The sequence below is a fragment of the Streptomyces sp. NPDC019224 genome (assembly GCF_040632605.1).
In the GTDB taxonomy this organism is placed as follows: domain Bacteria; phylum Actinomycetota; class Actinomycetes; order Streptomycetales; family Streptomycetaceae; genus Streptomyces.
The window spans coordinates 37,770-53,946 of record NZ_JBEYCF010000007.1 but is presented as its reverse complement, the minus strand read 5'-3'; the positions used below and the strand labels follow the sequence as shown (position 1 = coordinate 53,946).

At 73.2% G+C, this 16,177-nt stretch carries 15 protein-coding genes and 1 pseudogene; 7 read left to right on the top strand and 9 right to left on the bottom strand.

The window, feature by feature from the left end; translation table 11 throughout:
• The first annotated feature begins 29 nt into the window (after nucleotides 1-29).
• Nucleotides 30-608 (top strand): TetR/AcrR family transcriptional regulator, encoded by a 579-nt coding sequence (locus tag ABZ564_RS06715; RefSeq protein ID WP_360850547.1) that lies wholly within the window; start codon nucleotides 30-32, stop codon nucleotides 606-608.
• A 35-nt stretch (nucleotides 609-643) separates the two neighbouring features.
• Nucleotides 644-925, top strand: a pseudogene (locus ABZ564_RS06710) (lipase); the annotation flags it as partial.
• A gap of 92 nt (nucleotides 926-1,017) precedes the next feature.
• On the opposite strand, the gene ABZ564_RS06705 reads toward ABZ564_RS06710, so the two are convergent.
• From ABZ564_RS06705 to xylB, 3 genes are all read right to left on the bottom strand, one after another.
• The gene (locus tag ABZ564_RS06705; RefSeq protein WP_360850545.1) at nucleotides 1,018-1,857 is read right to left on the bottom strand and encodes a hypothetical protein; all 840 of its coding nucleotides are present in this window, start codon (nucleotides 1,855-1,857) and stop codon (nucleotides 1,018-1,020) included.
• Nucleotides 1,857-3,128, bottom strand: coding sequence for a VWA domain-containing protein (locus ABZ564_RS06700; RefSeq protein ID WP_360850543.1), 1,272 nt, complete (start codon nucleotides 3,126-3,128; stop codon nucleotides 1,857-1,859). The genes ABZ564_RS06705 and ABZ564_RS06700 overlap by 1 nt, the downstream gene beginning before the upstream one ends.
• A gap of 93 nt (nucleotides 3,129-3,221) precedes the next feature.
• A complete protein-coding gene (xylB, locus tag ABZ564_RS06695; protein WP_360850541.1) occupies nucleotides 3,222-4,712 on the bottom strand; it encodes a xylulokinase in 1,491 nt (496 codons plus the stop codon).
• Nucleotides 4,713-4,975: 263 nt separating this feature from the next.
• Here xylB and xylA point away from each other — a divergent pair, with 263 nt between their 5' ends.
• A complete protein-coding gene (gene xylA / locus ABZ564_RS06690; protein ID WP_360850539.1) occupies nucleotides 4,976-6,145 on the top strand; it encodes a xylose isomerase in 1,170 nt (389 codons plus the stop codon).
• 70 nt (nucleotides 6,146-6,215) lie between these two features.
• Here the strand turns inward: xylA and ABZ564_RS06685 are convergent, their stop codons facing one another.
• The 4 genes from ABZ564_RS06685 to ABZ564_RS06670 all read right to left on the bottom strand — a co-directional run bounded on the left by ABZ564_RS06685 (nucleotide 6,216) and on the right by ABZ564_RS06670 (nucleotide 9,358).
• A complete protein-coding gene (locus ABZ564_RS06685) occupies nucleotides 6,216-7,457 on the bottom strand; it encodes an ROK family protein (protein WP_360850536.1) in 1,242 nt (413 codons plus the stop codon).
• An 89-nt stretch (nucleotides 7,458-7,546) separates the two neighbouring features.
• Nucleotides 7,547-8,197, bottom strand: a complete 651-nt coding sequence (locus ABZ564_RS06680) for a DUF305 domain-containing protein (RefSeq protein WP_360850533.1) — start codon at nucleotides 8,195-8,197, stop codon at nucleotides 7,547-7,549.
• A complete protein-coding gene (locus ABZ564_RS06675; protein ID WP_360850530.1) occupies nucleotides 8,194-8,844 on the bottom strand; it encodes a DUF3105 domain-containing protein in 651 nt (216 codons plus the stop codon). The genes ABZ564_RS06680 and ABZ564_RS06675 overlap by 4 nt, the downstream gene beginning before the upstream one ends.
• Before the next feature lie 94 nt (nucleotides 8,845-8,938).
• Nucleotides 8,939-9,358: a hypothetical protein gene (locus tag ABZ564_RS06670; RefSeq protein ID WP_360850527.1), complete on the bottom strand. Its 420-nt coding sequence runs from the start codon at nucleotides 9,356-9,358 to the stop codon at nucleotides 8,939-8,941.
• A 116-nt stretch (nucleotides 9,359-9,474) separates the two neighbouring features.
• On the opposite strand from ABZ564_RS06670, the gene ABZ564_RS06665 reads away from it, so the two are divergent.
• Nucleotides 9,475-10,335, top strand: a complete 861-nt coding sequence (locus ABZ564_RS06665) for a phospholipid scramblase-related protein (RefSeq protein WP_360850524.1) — start codon at nucleotides 9,475-9,477, stop codon at nucleotides 10,333-10,335.
• Between the two features lie 67 nt (nucleotides 10,336-10,402).
• On the opposite strand, the gene ABZ564_RS06660 is transcribed toward ABZ564_RS06665, so the two are convergent.
• Together ABZ564_RS06660 and ABZ564_RS06655 are read right to left on the bottom strand one after the other, a co-directional pair.
• Entirely contained in the window at nucleotides 10,403-11,740 is a 1,338-nt protein-coding gene (locus ABZ564_RS06660; RefSeq protein WP_360850521.1) for a solute carrier family 23 protein, read from the bottom strand.
• A gap of 8 nt (nucleotides 11,741-11,748) precedes the next feature.
• Entirely contained in the window at nucleotides 11,749-12,873 is a 1,125-nt protein-coding gene (locus tag ABZ564_RS06655; RefSeq protein WP_360850518.1) for an aryl-sulfate sulfotransferase, read from the bottom strand.
• A 117-nt stretch (nucleotides 12,874-12,990) separates the two neighbouring features.
• On the opposite strand from ABZ564_RS06655, the gene ABZ564_RS06650 reads away from it, so the two are divergent.
• The 3 genes from ABZ564_RS06650 to ABZ564_RS06640 all read left to right on the top strand — a co-directional run bounded on the left by ABZ564_RS06650 (nucleotide 12,991) and on the right by ABZ564_RS06640 (nucleotide 15,890).
• Nucleotides 12,991-13,566 carry a helix-turn-helix domain-containing protein gene (locus tag ABZ564_RS06650; RefSeq protein WP_360850515.1) on the top strand — a complete coding sequence of 192 codons (576 nt, stop codon included), beginning with the start codon at nucleotides 12,991-12,993 and terminating at the stop codon, nucleotides 13,564-13,566.
• Between the two features lie 144 nt (nucleotides 13,567-13,710).
• Nucleotides 13,711-15,387 carry an FUSC family protein gene (locus ABZ564_RS06645; protein ID WP_360850512.1) on the top strand — a complete coding sequence of 559 codons (1,677 nt, stop codon included), beginning with the start codon at nucleotides 13,711-13,713 and terminating at the stop codon, nucleotides 15,385-15,387.
• Nucleotides 15,384-15,890 (top strand): MarR family transcriptional regulator, encoded by a 507-nt coding sequence (locus ABZ564_RS06640; protein WP_360850509.1) that lies wholly within the window; start codon nucleotides 15,384-15,386, stop codon nucleotides 15,888-15,890. Before ABZ564_RS06645 ends, ABZ564_RS06640 begins: the two co-directional genes overlap by 4 nt.
• The last annotated feature ends 287 nt before the right edge of the window (nucleotides 15,891-16,177 follow it).

Sequence of the window (16,177 nt, the reverse complement as noted above, 5' to 3'; positions counted from 1 at the left end):
GATGGCCGTCACCGGACGAGGAGGCGACCATGGTGCGCGCGGGCCTGACCGCGGAACGCCTGACCAGGGCGGGCGCCGAGCTGGCCGACGAGGTCGGCTTCGAGCAGGTGACCGTCTCGGCGCTGGCCCGGCGGTTCGACGTCAAGGTCGCGAGCCTCTACTCGCACCTGAAGAACTCCCAGGACCTGCGGACCAGGATCGCCCTGCTCGCCCTGGAGGAAATGGCCGACCGGGGCGCCGCCGCGCTCGCGGGGCGGGCCGGCAAGGACGCGCTGAGCGCCTTCGCCGACGTCTACCGGGACTACGCCCGCGAGCACCCCGGCCGTTACGCGGCGGCCCAGATGAAGCTGGACCCGGAAGCGGCGGCGGCCAGTGCCGGCGGCAGGCACGCGCGGATGACCCGGGCCATCCTGCGCGGCTACGACCTGACCGAGCCGGACCAGACGCACGCGGTGCGGCTGCTGGGCAGCGTCTTCCACGGGTTCGTCAGCCTGGAGGCCCAGGGCGGGTTCAGCCACAGCGCGCCCGACTCGCAGGAGTCCTGGACCCGGTCCCTGGACGCGCTCGACACCCTTCTGCGCAACTGGCCCGCGCCCGGGCACCCGTAAATCGCCCAGCCGCACCCGCGATCCCAGGGGGAGCCATGAGCGCCGACACCCCCGCACCCCTCTCCTTCATCACCCCCGTCACCACCGGCCTGCTGCGCGGCGCGCTCGACGTGGAGCGCACCGACGCCGGGCTGCTCGCGCACCGGTTGCCCGCCGCGGCCCGCGCCCAGGCGCCGGACGGACAGCTCGCCCTGGCCGAGGCCCAGCCCTCCGGCGTACGCCTGGCCTTCCGGACCCGGGCCACCGTCGTCGAGCTGGAGGCGCGCCGCACCCGCACCGCCTACCAGGGCGGCCCGCCCAGGCCCGACGGGGCGTTCGTTTTCCAGGGGAGGCGGGGAGCGCCCCCCGGCCCGTGACGCCGCCGGACCGGCCCCTCACCCGCGGGGCCGGTCCGGCGGCCGACCTGTCGTCAGGCGCCCGGCGGCACGTGGGACGGGCGGCCCCGGCCCCGGGTGACGGAGTAGCCGAAGACGCCCGCCAGCGCGGCGAGCACGCCGCCGCCCGCCGTCCACAGCCAGCGGCTGGTCCACCAGCCCGAGGACCAGCCGTCCTCCGGCTCACCGGCGAGCGCGACCGGCTCGGCGGAGGCGTCCGTGGCGTCCGCGTCGGCCGATGCCAGGTCGGCCGAGGAGGTCCCGGGGACCAGCGGCTCGGAAAGGCCGCCGTCGACGTCGGCGGAACCGCCCCGGTCCTTGGAGTCGACCTCGACCTCGGTGTGCACCGGCAGACCGAGGTCGGCCTGCGCCAGGTCCGTGACCGTGAGGCGGACGTAGTAGCTGCCGGGCAGCGGGTCGTTGGCCCAGGGCTCGGCCATGGCCCGGACGGTACGCAGCACACAGGTCAGCTCGACCGTCGCGGCGTCGGTCGCGGCCGTGCCCGTCTGCTTGCCGTACATGCAGGCCTGGCGGCGGCGCAGCCCGTCGTACACGTCGACCTGCCAGGTCTGCGCCCCGTGCCGGGTGGCGCTCTCGGGCAGGGTGACCTTCGCGGTCACCGTGGCGCGCTGCCCGGCGTCGGCCGGGAAGACCCAGTACAGGTAGTCGCCGGTGGAGGCCCCGGCGGTGGCGGTCTCGCCCTGCTGGATCGCCGTGGCGGTACGGAAGGCGGTGCCCGCCTCCGTGGGGCCGGAGCCGTCACCGGAGGGGCTCGGGCTCGCCGACGCGTCGTCGGCCGCGGCGGCCGAGGCCCCGGCCAGCAGGGTCAGGCCGGTCAGCAGCGCACCCGCGAGCACGCGTCTCGTACGGGACATCAGGGGGTCCTCCAGACAGCGACGCGCCAGCGCGAGATCCAGCCGAAGAGCAGACCCACGATCAGACCGGTCAGGGTGAGCAGGCCCAGCAGCCACCAGCCGTGGCCGAGACCGAACGCCGCGACGTCCGCCGCCTCGTCGGGCGCGTCCACCACGTCGATGGTCAGTTCGAGCGGCATGCCGGGGGTGGTCTTCACCGAGGCCGGGGCCGAGAACGAGTTGCTGACCTGGAGGCAGACGGTCTCCGCGGCCGGCTTGCTGTCGTTGTCGTCCTGCCCGGGCTTCGGGTAGCGCAGCCCGGACGAGATCGCGTCGGTGCGTCCGGTCCCGGACTCGGAGCCCCGGACGATCTCGCGGCCGTGCGTGGTCACCGCGCGCAGCAGCATCCCGTAGTCGTTGTTGACGGCGCGGTCGGCGAACACGCTGACGGAGGCGCGCAGTTCCTGGCCGGGGAACACGTCGACCCTGTACCAGCGGTGCTCGGCGAACTTCTCGCGGTCGGTGTAGAGGCCCGGCTCGAGCACCGGTGCGTCCGCGCAGCTGCCGGCGCCCTTCGTGGCGACCGGGGTGACGACGGGCTCCGCCGCCCGGTCCACCAACTGCTTCACGCGGCCCGAGAGTTCTTCGGTGTGCTGGACGGCGGTGTAGGTGCCGCCGGTGGCCTCGGCGATGCAGGTCAGCTGCTGGCGGATCTTGGCGTTCGGCACCAGGCCCAGCGTGTCGATGACCAGGTGGATGCCGCGCGCCGCGATGTCACGGGCGACCTCGCACGGGTCGAGCGGGCCGCAGGTGTCCTCGCCGTCGCTGATGAGCACGATCCGGCGGGTGGAGTCGCCGCCCTCCAGGTCGTCGGCGGCGCCGAGCAGGGCGGGGCCGATCGGGGTCCAGCCGGTGGGGGCGAGCGTGGCGACGGCGGTCTTCGCCTCGGTGCGGTCCAGCGGGCCGACCGGGTACAGCTGCCTGGTGTCCTTGCAGCCCACCTTGCGGTCGTCGCCCGGGTAGTCGGCGCCGAGGGTGCGGATGCCGAGCTGCACCTGCTCCGGCACCGCGTCCAGGACCTCGTTGAACGCCTGCTTCGCCGCGCTCATCCGGGACCGGCCGTCGATGTCACGGGTCCGCATGGAACCGCTGACGTCGAGGACCAGCTCGACCTTGGGGGAGGCTTTCGTGGGGGGTTCATCGGCCGATGCGGGAAGCACCGAGCCGAGCCCGGCGGTCAGGGTGGCGAGCAGGACGCCCACCCCGACCGTCAGCCTTCTTCTTATGATCATCGCCGGATAGTAGTGAACATCAGTTCGCTATCCAAAACGGCTGGTCGCCGTCGTACGCGGGACGCCCTGCGCACGACGGCTCCTGGCGTCCGGTCAGCCGGTGCGGTCCCCGCCGAGCAGCGGCCCCGCCGCCCGGTCCAGGACGGAAGCGATCCGGTTCCACGCCGTCAGATCCCGTTCCACGGCCTCCAGGAGCAGGTCCGCGCCGGTGTCCCAGCCGGCCGCCACGGCGACCGGGTCCGCCCCCGTGGCCGCCGAAGTGGCGAGCGCCGCCGCGCCCAGCGCCACCAACTCCCCGGCGCCCGGCACGATCACCGGCCGCCCGGAGAGCCGTCGTACGGTCTCCACCCACACGCGGCCCTGGGCCCCGCCGCCGATCAGCCGCAGCGGCCGGCCCGCCACCTCGGGGTCGGCCGGATCGAGCCCGCAGGCCCGCAACAGCTCGTCCAGCGCCCGCAGCACGGTGAACACCGCCCCCTCGTAGGCGGCGCCGAGCAGTTGCCGCGAGGTGGTGTCGTGCCGCAGTCCGGTGAGGAGACCGGCGGCGATGGGCAGGTCCGGGGTGCGCTCGCCGTCCAGGTAGGGCAGCAGGACCGCCTCGCCGCCGGGCGCCGCGTCATCGCGGTCCAGGCCGAGCAGGGCGGCCACCTTGTCCACGGCGAGCGTGCAGTTGAGGGTGCAGGCCAGCGGCAGGTACGTGCCGTCCGCCGCCGCGAACCCGGAGAGCGCGGCCGAGGCCGGCCTGGTCCGCGAGGCCGCGAAGACCGTGCCCGAGGTGCCCAGGCTCAGCACCGGGTGGTCCAGGAGCCCCGCGCCGCCCAGGCCGAGCCCGACGGCGGCGCTCATGTTGTCCCCGGTGCCCGCCGCGACGGCGATCCCGGCGGGCAGCCCGAGCGCCTCGGCGGCCGCCTCCGTCAGCGAACCGACCCGGGCCGCGCCGCTCGCCGCCACCTCGGGCAGCAGCGCCGGGTCGAGACCGATGAGCGCGAGCAGTTCGGGGTCGTAGGCGCCGGTCGCGGTGGAGTACCAGCAGGTGCCCGACGCGTCGCCCGGGTCGGTGACGGCCCGGCCGGCCAGCCGCTCGGTCAGGAAGTCGTGCGGGAGGCGCACCGCGGCCGCCGCCTCGGCGGTCTCCGGCTCGTTCTCCCGCAGCCACTGCCACTTGGACGCGGTCATCGCGGCCACCGGGACCGAACCGGTGCGCGCGGTCCAGGCGTCCGGGCCGCCGAGCGCGGCGGTCAGGGCCGCGGCCTGCGGGGCGGACCGGGTGTCGTTCCACAGCAGGGCGGGGCGCAGCGGACGGCCCCCGGCGTCCAGGACGACCAGCCCGTGCTGCTGGCCGGCGACCGCGATCCCCGCGACGTCCGCCGCCGCGACCCCGGACTCCTTCAGCCCGGCGGCGACCGCGTCGCGCAGGGCCTGCCACCAGATCTCGGGGTCGCTCTCGCGCGCGCCGCCCTCGCCGGTGACCACGTGCGGGGCGCGGCCGACCGCGAGCAGCCGGCCGGTGGCGGTGTCGACGAACGCCGCCTTGGTGGACTGGGTGGAACTGTCCACACCGATGACGACGGTATGCGGCGGCATGGCTGACCTCATTCGCTGCTCGTGGGCCCCGGCTGCGGGAAGTCGCACCGCCGGGTATTTGATCGTACGCAAAACAAATTACGCGATCGGACGCGTCCGGAACAGGGGTCGTTCCTCCTCCCCGGCGGCACCGTGCTGAGGACTTCGTAACGGGGGCTTTACGTCACGCGGGCGACCCGTGCATGATTAGTCATGACAGTGAACAAATTGAGGTTCGGCCGCCCGACCGGCTGCGGAACCACGGCCCCGAAGGCGGCACCACCATGACGGAACGCTTCGCACCGACCCCCGAGGACAAGTTCACCTTCGGTCTGTGGACCGTGGGCTGGCAGGGCCGCGACCCCTTCGGTGACGCCACGCGCACCGCGATCGACCCGGTCGACTCCGTCCAGCGGCTCGCCGAGCTGGGCGCGTACGGCGTGACCTTCCACGACGACGACCTGATCCCCTTCGGTTCGACGGACACCGAGCGCGAGGGCATCGTCAAGCGCTTCCGCCAGGCGCTCGACGCGGCCGGACTCGTCGTCCCCATGGCCACGACGAACCTCTTCACGCACCCCGTCTTCAAGGACGGCGCCTTCACCGCCAACGACCGCGACGTCCGCCGCTACGCCCTGCGCAAGACCCTGCGCAACATCGACCTGGCCGTCGAGCTCGGCGCCACCACCTACGTCGCCTGGGGCGGCCGGGAGGGCTCCGAGTCCGGCGCCGCCAAGGACATCCGCGTCGCGCTCGACCGCATGAAGGAGGCCTTCGACCTCCTGGGCGACTACGTCACCGAGCAGGGCTACGACCTGAAGTTCGCCATCGAGCCCAAGCCGAACGAGCCGCGCGGCGACATCCTCCTCCCCACCATCGGCCACGCCCTCGCCTTCATCGAGCGCCTGGAGCGCCCCGAGATGGTGGGCGTCAACCCGGAGGTCGGGCACGAGCAGATGGCCGGGCTGAACTTCCCGCACGGCATCGCCCAGGCCCTGTGGGCGGGCAAGCTCTTCCACATCGACCTCAACGGCCAGTCCGGCATCAAGTACGACCAGGACCTCCGCTTCGGCGCCGGCGACCTGCGCCAGGCGTTCTGGCTCGTCGACCTCCTGGAGAACTCCGACTACGCCGGCCCGCGCCACTTCGACTTCAAGCCGCCGCGCACCGAGGACTACGACGGCGTCTGGGCCTCCGCCGCCGGCTGCATGCGCAACTACCTGATCCTCAAGGAGCGCGCCGCCGCCTTCCGCGCCGACCCGGCCGTCCAGGAGGCCCTGCGCGCCTCCCGCCTGGACGAGCTCGCCCAGCGCACCGCCGAGGACGGCGTGGCCGGCCTGCTTGCCGACCGCTCCGCCTTCGAGGACTTCGACGTGGACGCGGCGGCCGTACGCGGCATGGCGTTCGAGGCCCTGGACCAGCTGGCGATGGACCACCTGCTCGGCGTCCGCTGACACCACCGGACAGGTAGACAAGGGGGCGGACGCGGTGCGTCCGCCCCCTTCTCCGTGTGCCGCGTACGCCTCAGGCCATCGCCGGGCGCGCGTACGCCGCCGGGTCGGCCAGCACGTCCGTCATCACCAGCGCCGCCGCGCCCCGCGCCGCGTCACCCGCGACCGACGACGCACGCAGCCGGCCCCCGCCGGGCGACCAGAGCCCGGACACGACCCGGCCCGTCAGCTCCTCGTCGGCGGGCGGCGACAGCCACGGCATCAGGTTCCGGTAGATCCCGCCGAGCACCACCGCGTCCGGGTCCAGCAGGTTGACCGAACCCGACAGCACCCGCCCCAGCATCCGGCCGGCCTCCGCGACCGCGCCGACCGCCCGCTCGTCGCCGGCCCGCACCCGCTTCTCCAGCTCCGCGACCCCGAGCCCGCCGCCCCCGTCGACCCCGGCCGCCCGCAGCAGCGCCGCCTGTCCGGCGTACTGCTCCAGACAGCCGCGCGAACCGCAGCGGCACTGCGGGCCCCGCGCGTCCACCACCACGTGCCCGATCTCGCCGGCGAAGCCGTGCGCCCCGCGCAGCAGCTCGCCGTCGATGACCACCGCGCCGCCCACGCCGATCTCGCCGGTCAGATAGAGGAAGCTGCGGATGCGCTCCAGGCCGCCGAACCACAGCTCGGCCAGCGCGGCCAGATTCGCCTCGTTCTCCGAGCGGACCGGCAGCGCCCGGTGGTCCGGGTGCTCGGCGGCCAGCGCGGCGGCGAACAACTCCTCGGCCGGGACCCGGTTCCAGCCCAGGTTCGGCGCCTGGCGCACCGCGCCGCCCGAGACCAGGCCCGGCAGCGCCAAAGCCACGCCGACCGGGTACAGCTCCTGCTCCTGCGCCGAGTCCAGGGTGCGGGCGGCGATCCGGGCCGCGCGCGCGAGCACCTCGTCGGGCGGGGTGCCCCGGTTGTCCAGGTGCTCGGTGAGCCGGACCCGGCCGGTGCCCGCCAGGTCGACCACGCACACCGAGACGTAGTCGATGTTGACCTCGACCCCGAGCCCGGCCGGTCCCGTGCGGGCCGTCTTCAGCGCGGTCCCGGGGCGGCCGGCCTGACCGCTGAACGTCTTGCCGGACTCGGTGAGGAAGCCGCTCTCCAGCAGCTGCTCGACGAGCGAGGACACGGCGGCCCGGGTCAGCCCCACGCGCGCGGCGACGCCGGCCCGGGTCGCCTCCCCCTCCCCTTCGTCGCGGACGGCCCGCAGCACGAGGCTCAGATTGCTGCGCCGGACGGTGTCCTTGTCGGCCTTGGGCCCCAGCGGTGTGAGGTTGCTCTTCATATCGGTCCTGAGCCTATGCGATTCCGCACGTCAGTACGGTCCCGATCCGGGCAAACCGGGCCCCGCCCCGCGGCGGGGCCCGGTCCGTCTCAGGACGCGGACGCTCCGCGCTCCTTGAGCATGTCCGCCATGAGCGCGATCTCCGAATTCTGGGCGAGTGCCATGCCCGACGCCAGGTTCCTGATCTCCTCGGTCCCCGCCGCCGCAGCCGCCGCCCGCGCCATCTCGGCGCCGGCCCTGTGGTGCGCGGTCATCAGCCTCAGGAAGAGGATCTCGGCTTTCTTGTCCTTGGCCGCCCGCAGGGCGTCCAGCTCGGCGTCGGTCGCCATGCCGGGCATCAGCGCGCCGTCACCGCGCGGGGTGAAGGAGTGCCCCATCCACGCCATGGGCGGTCCGGGGGAGCTCTTCGCCCGGCCCCACATCTCCAGCCACCCCAGCAGCATGCCGCGCTGGTTGGCCTGGGTGTTGATGATGTCGAACGCGAGCCGGCGCACCGCCTCGTCCGAGGTGCGGTCCCGGACGATGAACGACATCTCGACCGCCTGCTGGTGGTGGACCGCCATGTCCCGCGCGAACCCCACGTCGGCCGAGGTCTTGGCCGGGGCGGACGCGGACGCCGACGCGGCGGGCGCCGACGTCGACGGGCGTACGAACGTCAGCGCGATCAGGGCGAGCGCCAGCAGCAGCACCGCCCCGCCGGCCAGCACCAGGGGCCGTGACGTGCGCGGGACGGACGTCACTTGGCGATCCCGCCGGTGCAGGCGGCGCCCGGCTCCGGGGTCTGCGGGCCCTGCACGTACTTCGTGAAGAACTGCGCGACGCGGGCGTCGGTGGCGCTCTTCACGGTGAGCTGCTTCCCCCAGGCGCTGAGCATCAGCGGCGCCGCCTGGTCCTCGACCGGGCTCATCAGCGAGTACGGGGTGGACGAGACCCGCTCGTTCAGCTTCTTTATGTCCGCGGGCTTCGCCTCGCTGGTGTACGTGACCCACACCGCGCCGTGCTCCAGCGAGTGGACGGCGTTCTCCTTCGGTACGGCCTCGGTGTAGACGTCGCCGTCGCAGTTCATCCACACCGCGTTGTGGTCGCCGCCGACCGGCGGGTTCATCGGGTAGGCGACGGTCTTCTCCACGTGGTTCTGCGTGAGCTTGTCCCAGCTCTTCTCGCCGTTCACGGGCGACGTCTTCGCGGTGGCCTCGGCCTTGTCCTGCTCATCGGCGGCGTTCATCAGATAACCGCCCCCGGCGACGAGACCGGCGACCACCAGGACGCCGAGGGTGAGGGTGATGACGCGGGAGCGGCGCTCGCGGGCCCGCTCCTGACGGCGGGCCTCCTCCAGCTTGGCGCGGCGGGCGGCGGCAGGGGTGTGCTGCTTGTTGGCGGAAGCCATGACGGGTCCTTCGGTTCATCGGATCGGCAGGACGGACTGCGGCGCAAGGGGGAGCCGTCGTCCCGGGGACGGGCACGGCGCATCCCCGGCCGTCCTAGGTCCGCTGAACCTGAAGGCGAAGGGGGTCGGCCTCGTCGGCCGCGTCGTTGGAGGGGCCCCGGATCGAGGCACCGCCGGTGAGGGGCCGGGCCGGCAGGAGTGCCACGGCGGCCGAGGGGACGGCGGCCGGGGCCGGCTGGCCGGGCAGTACGACGGGCGCCGAGTGTTCCGACGTGCCGTGACAGGAGTCGCCCACCCCCCGGTCGCGGGGGGCGTCGGCCACCACGACCCGGACCACGGTGAGGTCGGTCAGCGTCGCGAGGGCCGGGGCGGGGGCGAACTCGGGCGAGGAGTGGGGCCGTACGGACTGCGGTGAGCAGCACGCGACCAGGGCGACCAGGACGAACACCCAGGCGAGCACGACCGGCACACCGGTGCCGCGCACCCGTTCCGCGCCCTCGCTCAGCCTGTTCATCCCGCACATCGTACGTGGTGCGTTGAAGATTCAAGCAGTGCGGGAGGAGAGCCGGTGGACCTGTGGATTCATGGACGAGCGGTTCCGTTCCGGCCATGGCGAGATAGTGTGCCCGGGTGACAACGCACTCGAACGTATCTGCGGGCTGGTATCCGGATCCGCACGGCGTCCCCCAGTTGCTGCGCTACTGGGACGGCTCCCAGTGGACCGAGCACACCAACCCCGCCGGTGGCGGCCAGGAGCAGGCTGCCGCACAGTCGCAGCCGCAGGCCCCCGCGCAGCCGCAGCCGCAGACTCCCGGGCAGGCCCCGGTGCCGCAGCAGCAGGCGGTTCCCCAGCAGGGCGCGCAGCACCCGCAGGGCGGTGTCCCCGGCGGTGGTTCGCTCTTCAACCAGCAGGTCCTGGTCGTGAACCAGAAGGCCAAGCTGATCGAGCTGACGAACGAGTACAGCGTCTTCGACCAGCACGGCAACACCCTCGGGTCGGTCGTCCAGGTCGGCCAGGGCGCCCTGCGCAAGGTGCTGCGGTTCCTGACCAGCATCGACCAGTACCTGACCCACCGGCTGGAGATCCGCGACGCCTACGGCCAGCCGCAGCTGCTGCTGACCCGCCCGGCGAAGTTCATCAAGTCCAAGGTCATCGTGCAGCGCCCCGACGGGCAGCCGGTCGGCGAGATCGTTCAGCAGAACGCCATCGGCAAGATCAACTTCGCCATCATGGTGAACGGGCAGCAGATCGGCGCGATCAAGGCCGAGAACTGGCGCGCCTGGAACTTCGCGATCGTCGACCACAACGGCGCCGAGGTCGCCCGGATCACCAAGACCTGGGAAGGGCTCGCGAAGACCCTGTTCACGACGGCGGACAACTACGTCCTCCAGATCCACTACCAGCTGCCCGAGCCGCTGCTGAGCCTGGTGGTGGCGACGGCCCTGACCGTGGACACCGCCCTGAAGCAGGACGCCCGCGGCCTGGGCTGAGCCCGCACCCCCTGCACGACGAGGACGCCCGCACCCCGGGAAAGGGTGCGGGCGTCCTCGCGTGTGCTCACCGGGGTGTGCGGTCCGGTGGTCCGTCGTCGGCGGGGCCCAGCCGGGAGAACACCGCGGCGAGGATCACCGCGGCCAGGGCCCCGGCGGCCACCCCGCTGCCGAACACCGTCCGGGCCCACACCGGCAGGCCCGCGTACATGTCGGGGGCGAAGACCGGCAGCAGACCGACGCAGAGCGCCAGCGCCACCACGATGCCGTTCGTGCCGTGGCTGAGGTTCTCGCGGCTGAGCATGCCGAACCCCATCGTCGCGATCACCGCGTAGATGATCAGCCCCGCGGCGCCGACCACCGGCTCCGGGATGGCGGCGAGCAGCCGGGTGAGCGGCGTGATCAGCCCGCACACGATCAGCAGCACGCCGGCGCCCGCCGTGACGAACCGGCTGCGTACCCGGGTGAGCTGGACGATCCCGATGTTCTCGGCGCTGGTCACCATCAGCGACGTACCGAAGACACCGGCGCCCAGCGAGGTCACGGCGTCGGCGCGGGAGATCCGCGGCACATCGCGCGCCGCGTCCGGGGTCCGGCCCACCGCCTCACTGTTGAGCACGGTCTGCCCGGTCGCCTCGGCCAGCGAGGCGAGCGCGAACACCAGCAGCGGCACGGCCGCCAGCAGATCGAAGTGCGGGGTGCCGTACGGGAACGGGTCGGGCAGCGCGAACGCGCTGCCGTGCGCCACGTGGAACGCCGTACCGCTGAGCGCGGCGACCAGCGTGCCGCCCGCCAGGCCGAAGAGCACCGACATCTGACGCCATACACCCCGCATGAGGAGGAAGAACAGCGCGGTGATGCCGAGCGTGGCGAAGCCGAGACCCGGTCCGGAGGCGATCATCGGCGCGGTGATCTTGATCATGTTGATCCCGATCAGGACCACCGTGGTGCCCATGACCAGCGGCGGGAAGTACCTCACCAGGCGCCCGTAGAGCGGCAGCACGGCGATCAGGAAGACCGCCGCGATGAGGACCGAACCGGAGGCGGTGGCGGGACCGTGCTCCTTGGCGACCTGGAGGAAGATCGCCACCGCCGCCCCGCCCGGCAGCATCAGGAACGGCAGCCGGGCGCCGATCCGCAGGGCCTTCACCCCCAGGGACTGCAGGAGCGCGCCGATGCCGCAGAGCAGCAGCGTCGCACTGAGCAGCGACGCCGTCTGGGAGGCGGTGAGCGACAGCGTGGTGCCGATCAGGATGACGGAGGAGACGGGGGCGGCGACCCCCGCGAGCAGATGCTGGAAGGCGAGCGGCACCAGCCGGGGGAGCGGCAGCCGTTCGTCGACCGGCGCGACGGAGGGGGCCGGCGCCGCGGGGGCGCCGACGGTGTCGGGGGCGGGGGAGGCCACGGTCCGGCTCAGCCCTTCGGGACGTCGAGCCAGGGAAGCTCCTGGGCCGAGTAGCGGTAGGAGCGGAACACGGCGTTGGGCTCGGAGGGGAACAGCTTGCGCACTTCTTCTTCCTGGTAGCCGCCGAAGAACGGCACCACGTACTCCCAGCAGAGGTAGCCGTCCGCGGTCACCTCGAAGAGGCGTCCCGCCGGGGAGTCCGTCACGAGGGTGTTGCCGTTGGGCAGGCGCTGGGCGCTGCCCATGAACGGGGCGAAGAACGACTCGCGTGCCGGGTCGTGGTACTCCCAGGCAATGGTGCCAGTCGCCCGCTCGATCTCGATGACCCGGCTGAACGGCACGTCCCAGTGCGGCCGGAAGACGCCGTTGTCGAAGACGAGGAAGTTGCCGTTCTCCAGCTCGGTCGGGCAGTGCTGCTGCGAGACGATGCCGGGCTCGCTGCGCCAGATGATCTCACCGGTCTCGCGGCTGATGACGACGACGGCGGAGACGGAGCGGAAGCTCGCCAGGATGTTGCCGTCACTGGTCGGCAGCACGCTGTTGATCAGCGGGTAGTGCTCGCGCGCGTAGTCGGGGTGCAGCGGGAACGCCTCGCGGTCCAGGTGCTCGGAGACCTTCCACTCCCACACCGTGTTCCCGTCCGCGTCCACCTCGACGATGGTGTCCGCCCAGACCGTCCCCCCGGCCTCCGAGCCGGGCACGCCGCCCCGGACCGCCGCGGCGGCGTCGCCGGTCAGCGGCTCCAGCGCGGTGTAGAGGATCCGGCCGTCGCCGTAGTGGTGGGCGTCGTGGTGCTGGTAGCGGTCGCGGTGCTCGCGCACGACCGTGCCGTCCGGGGTGATCTCCTGCATGATCCCGCCGCGGTACTTGTGCCACATCGGGAAGAGCGCCGGCTCGTCCGGCAGGACGCCGCTGTAGGCCAGGTTGCCGTTGGGCAGGATCCGGGCGTGCCGCCCCGGCCGGTACGGGAGGTTCCACTGATGGACCACCTCGCCGCGGAGGTCGATCAGGTACACCTCGCCGCCACCGGTCAGCGGGGCGAAGAGGGTGTATCCGCCGTAGCTGGCGTCTTCGTCCAGGGCTATGAGCCCGGTACCGCGGCGCCGTCGCTGGTTCTGGTCGACGAGAGGCATGGATCGGTCCTCCTGGTTAACTTTTTTAGGTGGCGGTTAAAAGGTTAACCGGCCCGGTAGGCTGCTCAGTGCCCCGCCGGCTGTGGTGTGCGGCACGTGGGACACGGAGTGGATGAGATGAGCGAAGCGGACACCCCGCTGGTCGGGCCGGGAATCCGCCGGCGGCGACGGGCGCTCGAACTGACCCTCGCGGAGGTCGCGAGGCGGGCGGGGCTCTCCGTCCCCTTCCTCAGTCAGATCGAGAACGGCCGCTCCCGGCCGAGCATGGGATCGCTGCAGCGCATCGCCGACGCGCTCGACACGACGGCGGTGCAACTGCTGTCGGCGGCGGAGGCGCCCCGCCCCGTCGACGTGGTGCGCGGCACCTCCGCCTCCGTGCGGGAGGCCGGGGCGGACGGTGACGGCCGGATGCGGCCCCTGGTCCGCGGCCACCAGCGCCTGCACGCGCTGGAGTTCAGCGGCGACCACGACTGGGGCCGCGAGTTCCGGCACCGCAACGACGAGATCCTGTACGTCGCCGACGGCTCGGCGGAGGTCGAGGCGGACGGCGGCTTCTACCGCCTGGAGCGGGGCGACACGCTGTACTGCGCCGGTGGCCTCGCGCACCGCTGGCGCCCCATCGAACCGGGCACCCGGGTCCTCGTGGTCGGTATCGCGGACCACGTCCAGGTGATGGACGAACAGGGCGGCTGAGAGTGACCGGCCGGCGCGGGGCGGCGCACCCCTGATCGCCGGTCGCTCCCGGTTTCGCGTCGCCCCGTCGGCGCCCGTTGGACATCGGAGACGGTCCCCTGCGGCCAAATGTTTTACTGGTGTAATACCTGCTAAGGTATATGGGTGAGTGATACATCGATGAGGTCCGGTCAGTCCGCCGTCCGCAGGATCCCGCTGGTGGCCCCGCTGCGCCTGGCCCGACCCTCCGACATGTGGTTCAAGCCCGCCACCAGCGTGGTCGTGGCCACCGCGATACCCAACCTGGTGCTGTTCGCCCTGGGCCGGCTCGACCTGGTGATGTACACGATGGCCGGCTCGCTCTGCGCGCTGTACGGCCACAACCTCCCGTACGCCCGCCGCGCGGGCACCGTCGCCGGGGTCGTGCTCGGCATGACCGCCGGCCTCGGCGTCGCCCTCGTCGTCGCCTCGCTCACCGGATCGACCGCCGTGCTGATCGCCGTCGGCGCGCTCCTGGCCGCCGGGCAGAAACTGCTGTGCGACGCGACCCGGATCGGGCCGCCCGGACCGGTGATCTTCACCTTCGTCACCTCCGCCGCCCTGTTCGCCCCCCAGACGCTCGGCCAGGTCCCCGGCCACCTCGCCCTGACGCTCGGCGCGGGCGCGGTCTCCTGGCTCGTCGCCGTCGTCGCCCCCGCGCTGGTCCGCCGCGACGGGCCCGAGCGCCGCGCCACCGCCCGCGCCCTGAACGCCGCCGCCGCGCACGCCGCCGACCCCGGCCACGCCACCCGGCGCGCCGCCGTCACCGCCGTGCACGCCGCCTGGCAGACCCTCCTCGCCGCCGGCCGCCCCACCCCGGCGCGCCGCGCCCTGGAACGCCTGGCCGTCCACGCCGAGACCACGGCCCTGGCGAGCGCGCCCGACCCCGCCGACGCCGTCCGGCTGCGCGAGTGGGCCCGGCTCACCCGCGCCCGCGGCCCCGTCCCCACCCCGCGGCCCGCCCCCGGCACCACCGCCGAACTCTTCGGCCTCGACGCCGAACGCGCCGCCCGCGGCGGCTCGCTCCGTACGCTGCTGCGCGGCCTGGCCCCCGGCTCCCCGCTGCTCCCGGTCGCCGCCCGCACGCTCGTCGGCTGCGCCCTGGCCGGTTACGTCTGCTCCGCGGTGGGCGTCGGCCGCCCGTACTGGGCGATCGTCACCGCCGCCTCGCTCTACCAGGCGAACGTCACGCTCTCCTGGAACCGGACGCTCCAGCGCACCCTCGGCAACCTCATCGGCGTCCTGGTCTTCGCCGCCGTCCTCCCGGCCGCCCGCGCCACCCCGCTCGCCCTCATCGGCTTCTGCCTCTTCTTCGGCTTCGCCGCCGAGGCGCTGATCACCCGCAACTACTGGCTCGGCTCCGTCGCCGTGACCCCGATGGCGCTGCTCGTCCTGGAGTACGCGGGCAGCCACCCGGCCGGGGAACTGATCGGCGACCGGCTCCTGGACACCGTGATCGGCGCCGCCGTCGGCTTCCTCGCCGCCGTGCTCGTCACCAACCGCCGCGCCACCGGCCGCGTCGAGCGCGCGCTGGCCGCCGCCGAACGGGCCCGCGCCCATGCCGTGCAGACCCTCGCCGCGCCCGATCCCACGCCGGCCGCCCTGGACACGGCCCGCCGCCGGCTCACCGGCTCCCTGGTCGAGCTGCGCGAGGCGGACGACGCCGCGGCCGGCGAGTGGTGGCAGCCCGCCCTGTCCCGGGAGGCGGTGCTCGCCGCCGAGCAGGCCGGACACCGTACGCTCGCGGCGACAGCGAAACGGCGGGGGCTGATCGTCCCCGCCCAGGAGAACGGAGCGGTGTGACCGACGACATCGTCGCCTCGGTGGTCCGGCAGTGGCAGGCCGTGAACCCGGAACTCGACACCGGGCCCATGGAGCTCATCGGCCGGATCAACCGCTGCTCCGCCCTGCTCCAGCAGGCCGAGGACGCCCCGCTGCGGGCGGCCGGCCTGACCCGCGCCGAGTTCGACCTGCTCGGAGCCGTACGCCGTACCGACCGTGAACTGACCCCCGGCGAACTGGCCAGGGAGACCTTCTCCTCCGGAGCCGCCGTCACCAAGCGCCTGCGGGCCCTCCAGGAGCGCGGCCTGATCTCCCGGCGTGGCGACGAGCGGGACCGCAGGGTCGCCTACGTGCGCCTCACCGACGAGGGCCGCACCCTGGTCGACGGGCTGCTGCCCCGGCAGCTGGCGTACGAGCGCGCGGTGCTCTCCGGACTCGACGCCGAGTCCCGCGACCGGCTGAGCGCACAGCTCAGCGAGCTGCTGGTGCAGCTGGAAGGGCGTATCGGCGGCACCCGCCACTGACGCCGCGCGGGAGCGCGGCACGGGCCTCCGGCTCCGGCATCACTCGTACGAGCCCTTTCGATCACATGTGCCCATGCAGAGTCCCGCAGGGCGATTCTTCCTCATTCCTCCGCTCCCTCACTCGCCGTACACGCATGAAGGCGGTGCGTGCGAAAACTCGTGAGTGTATTACCGCGGGAGCGCTCGCGCAGAGGGTTGGAGGAATGTGTGAAAGCGCTGATTCGATCTGACTAAGCTCACGCGCAGTGAAGCCGAGTTGAGATGAATTCGCGCGCTTGTTCCCTTCG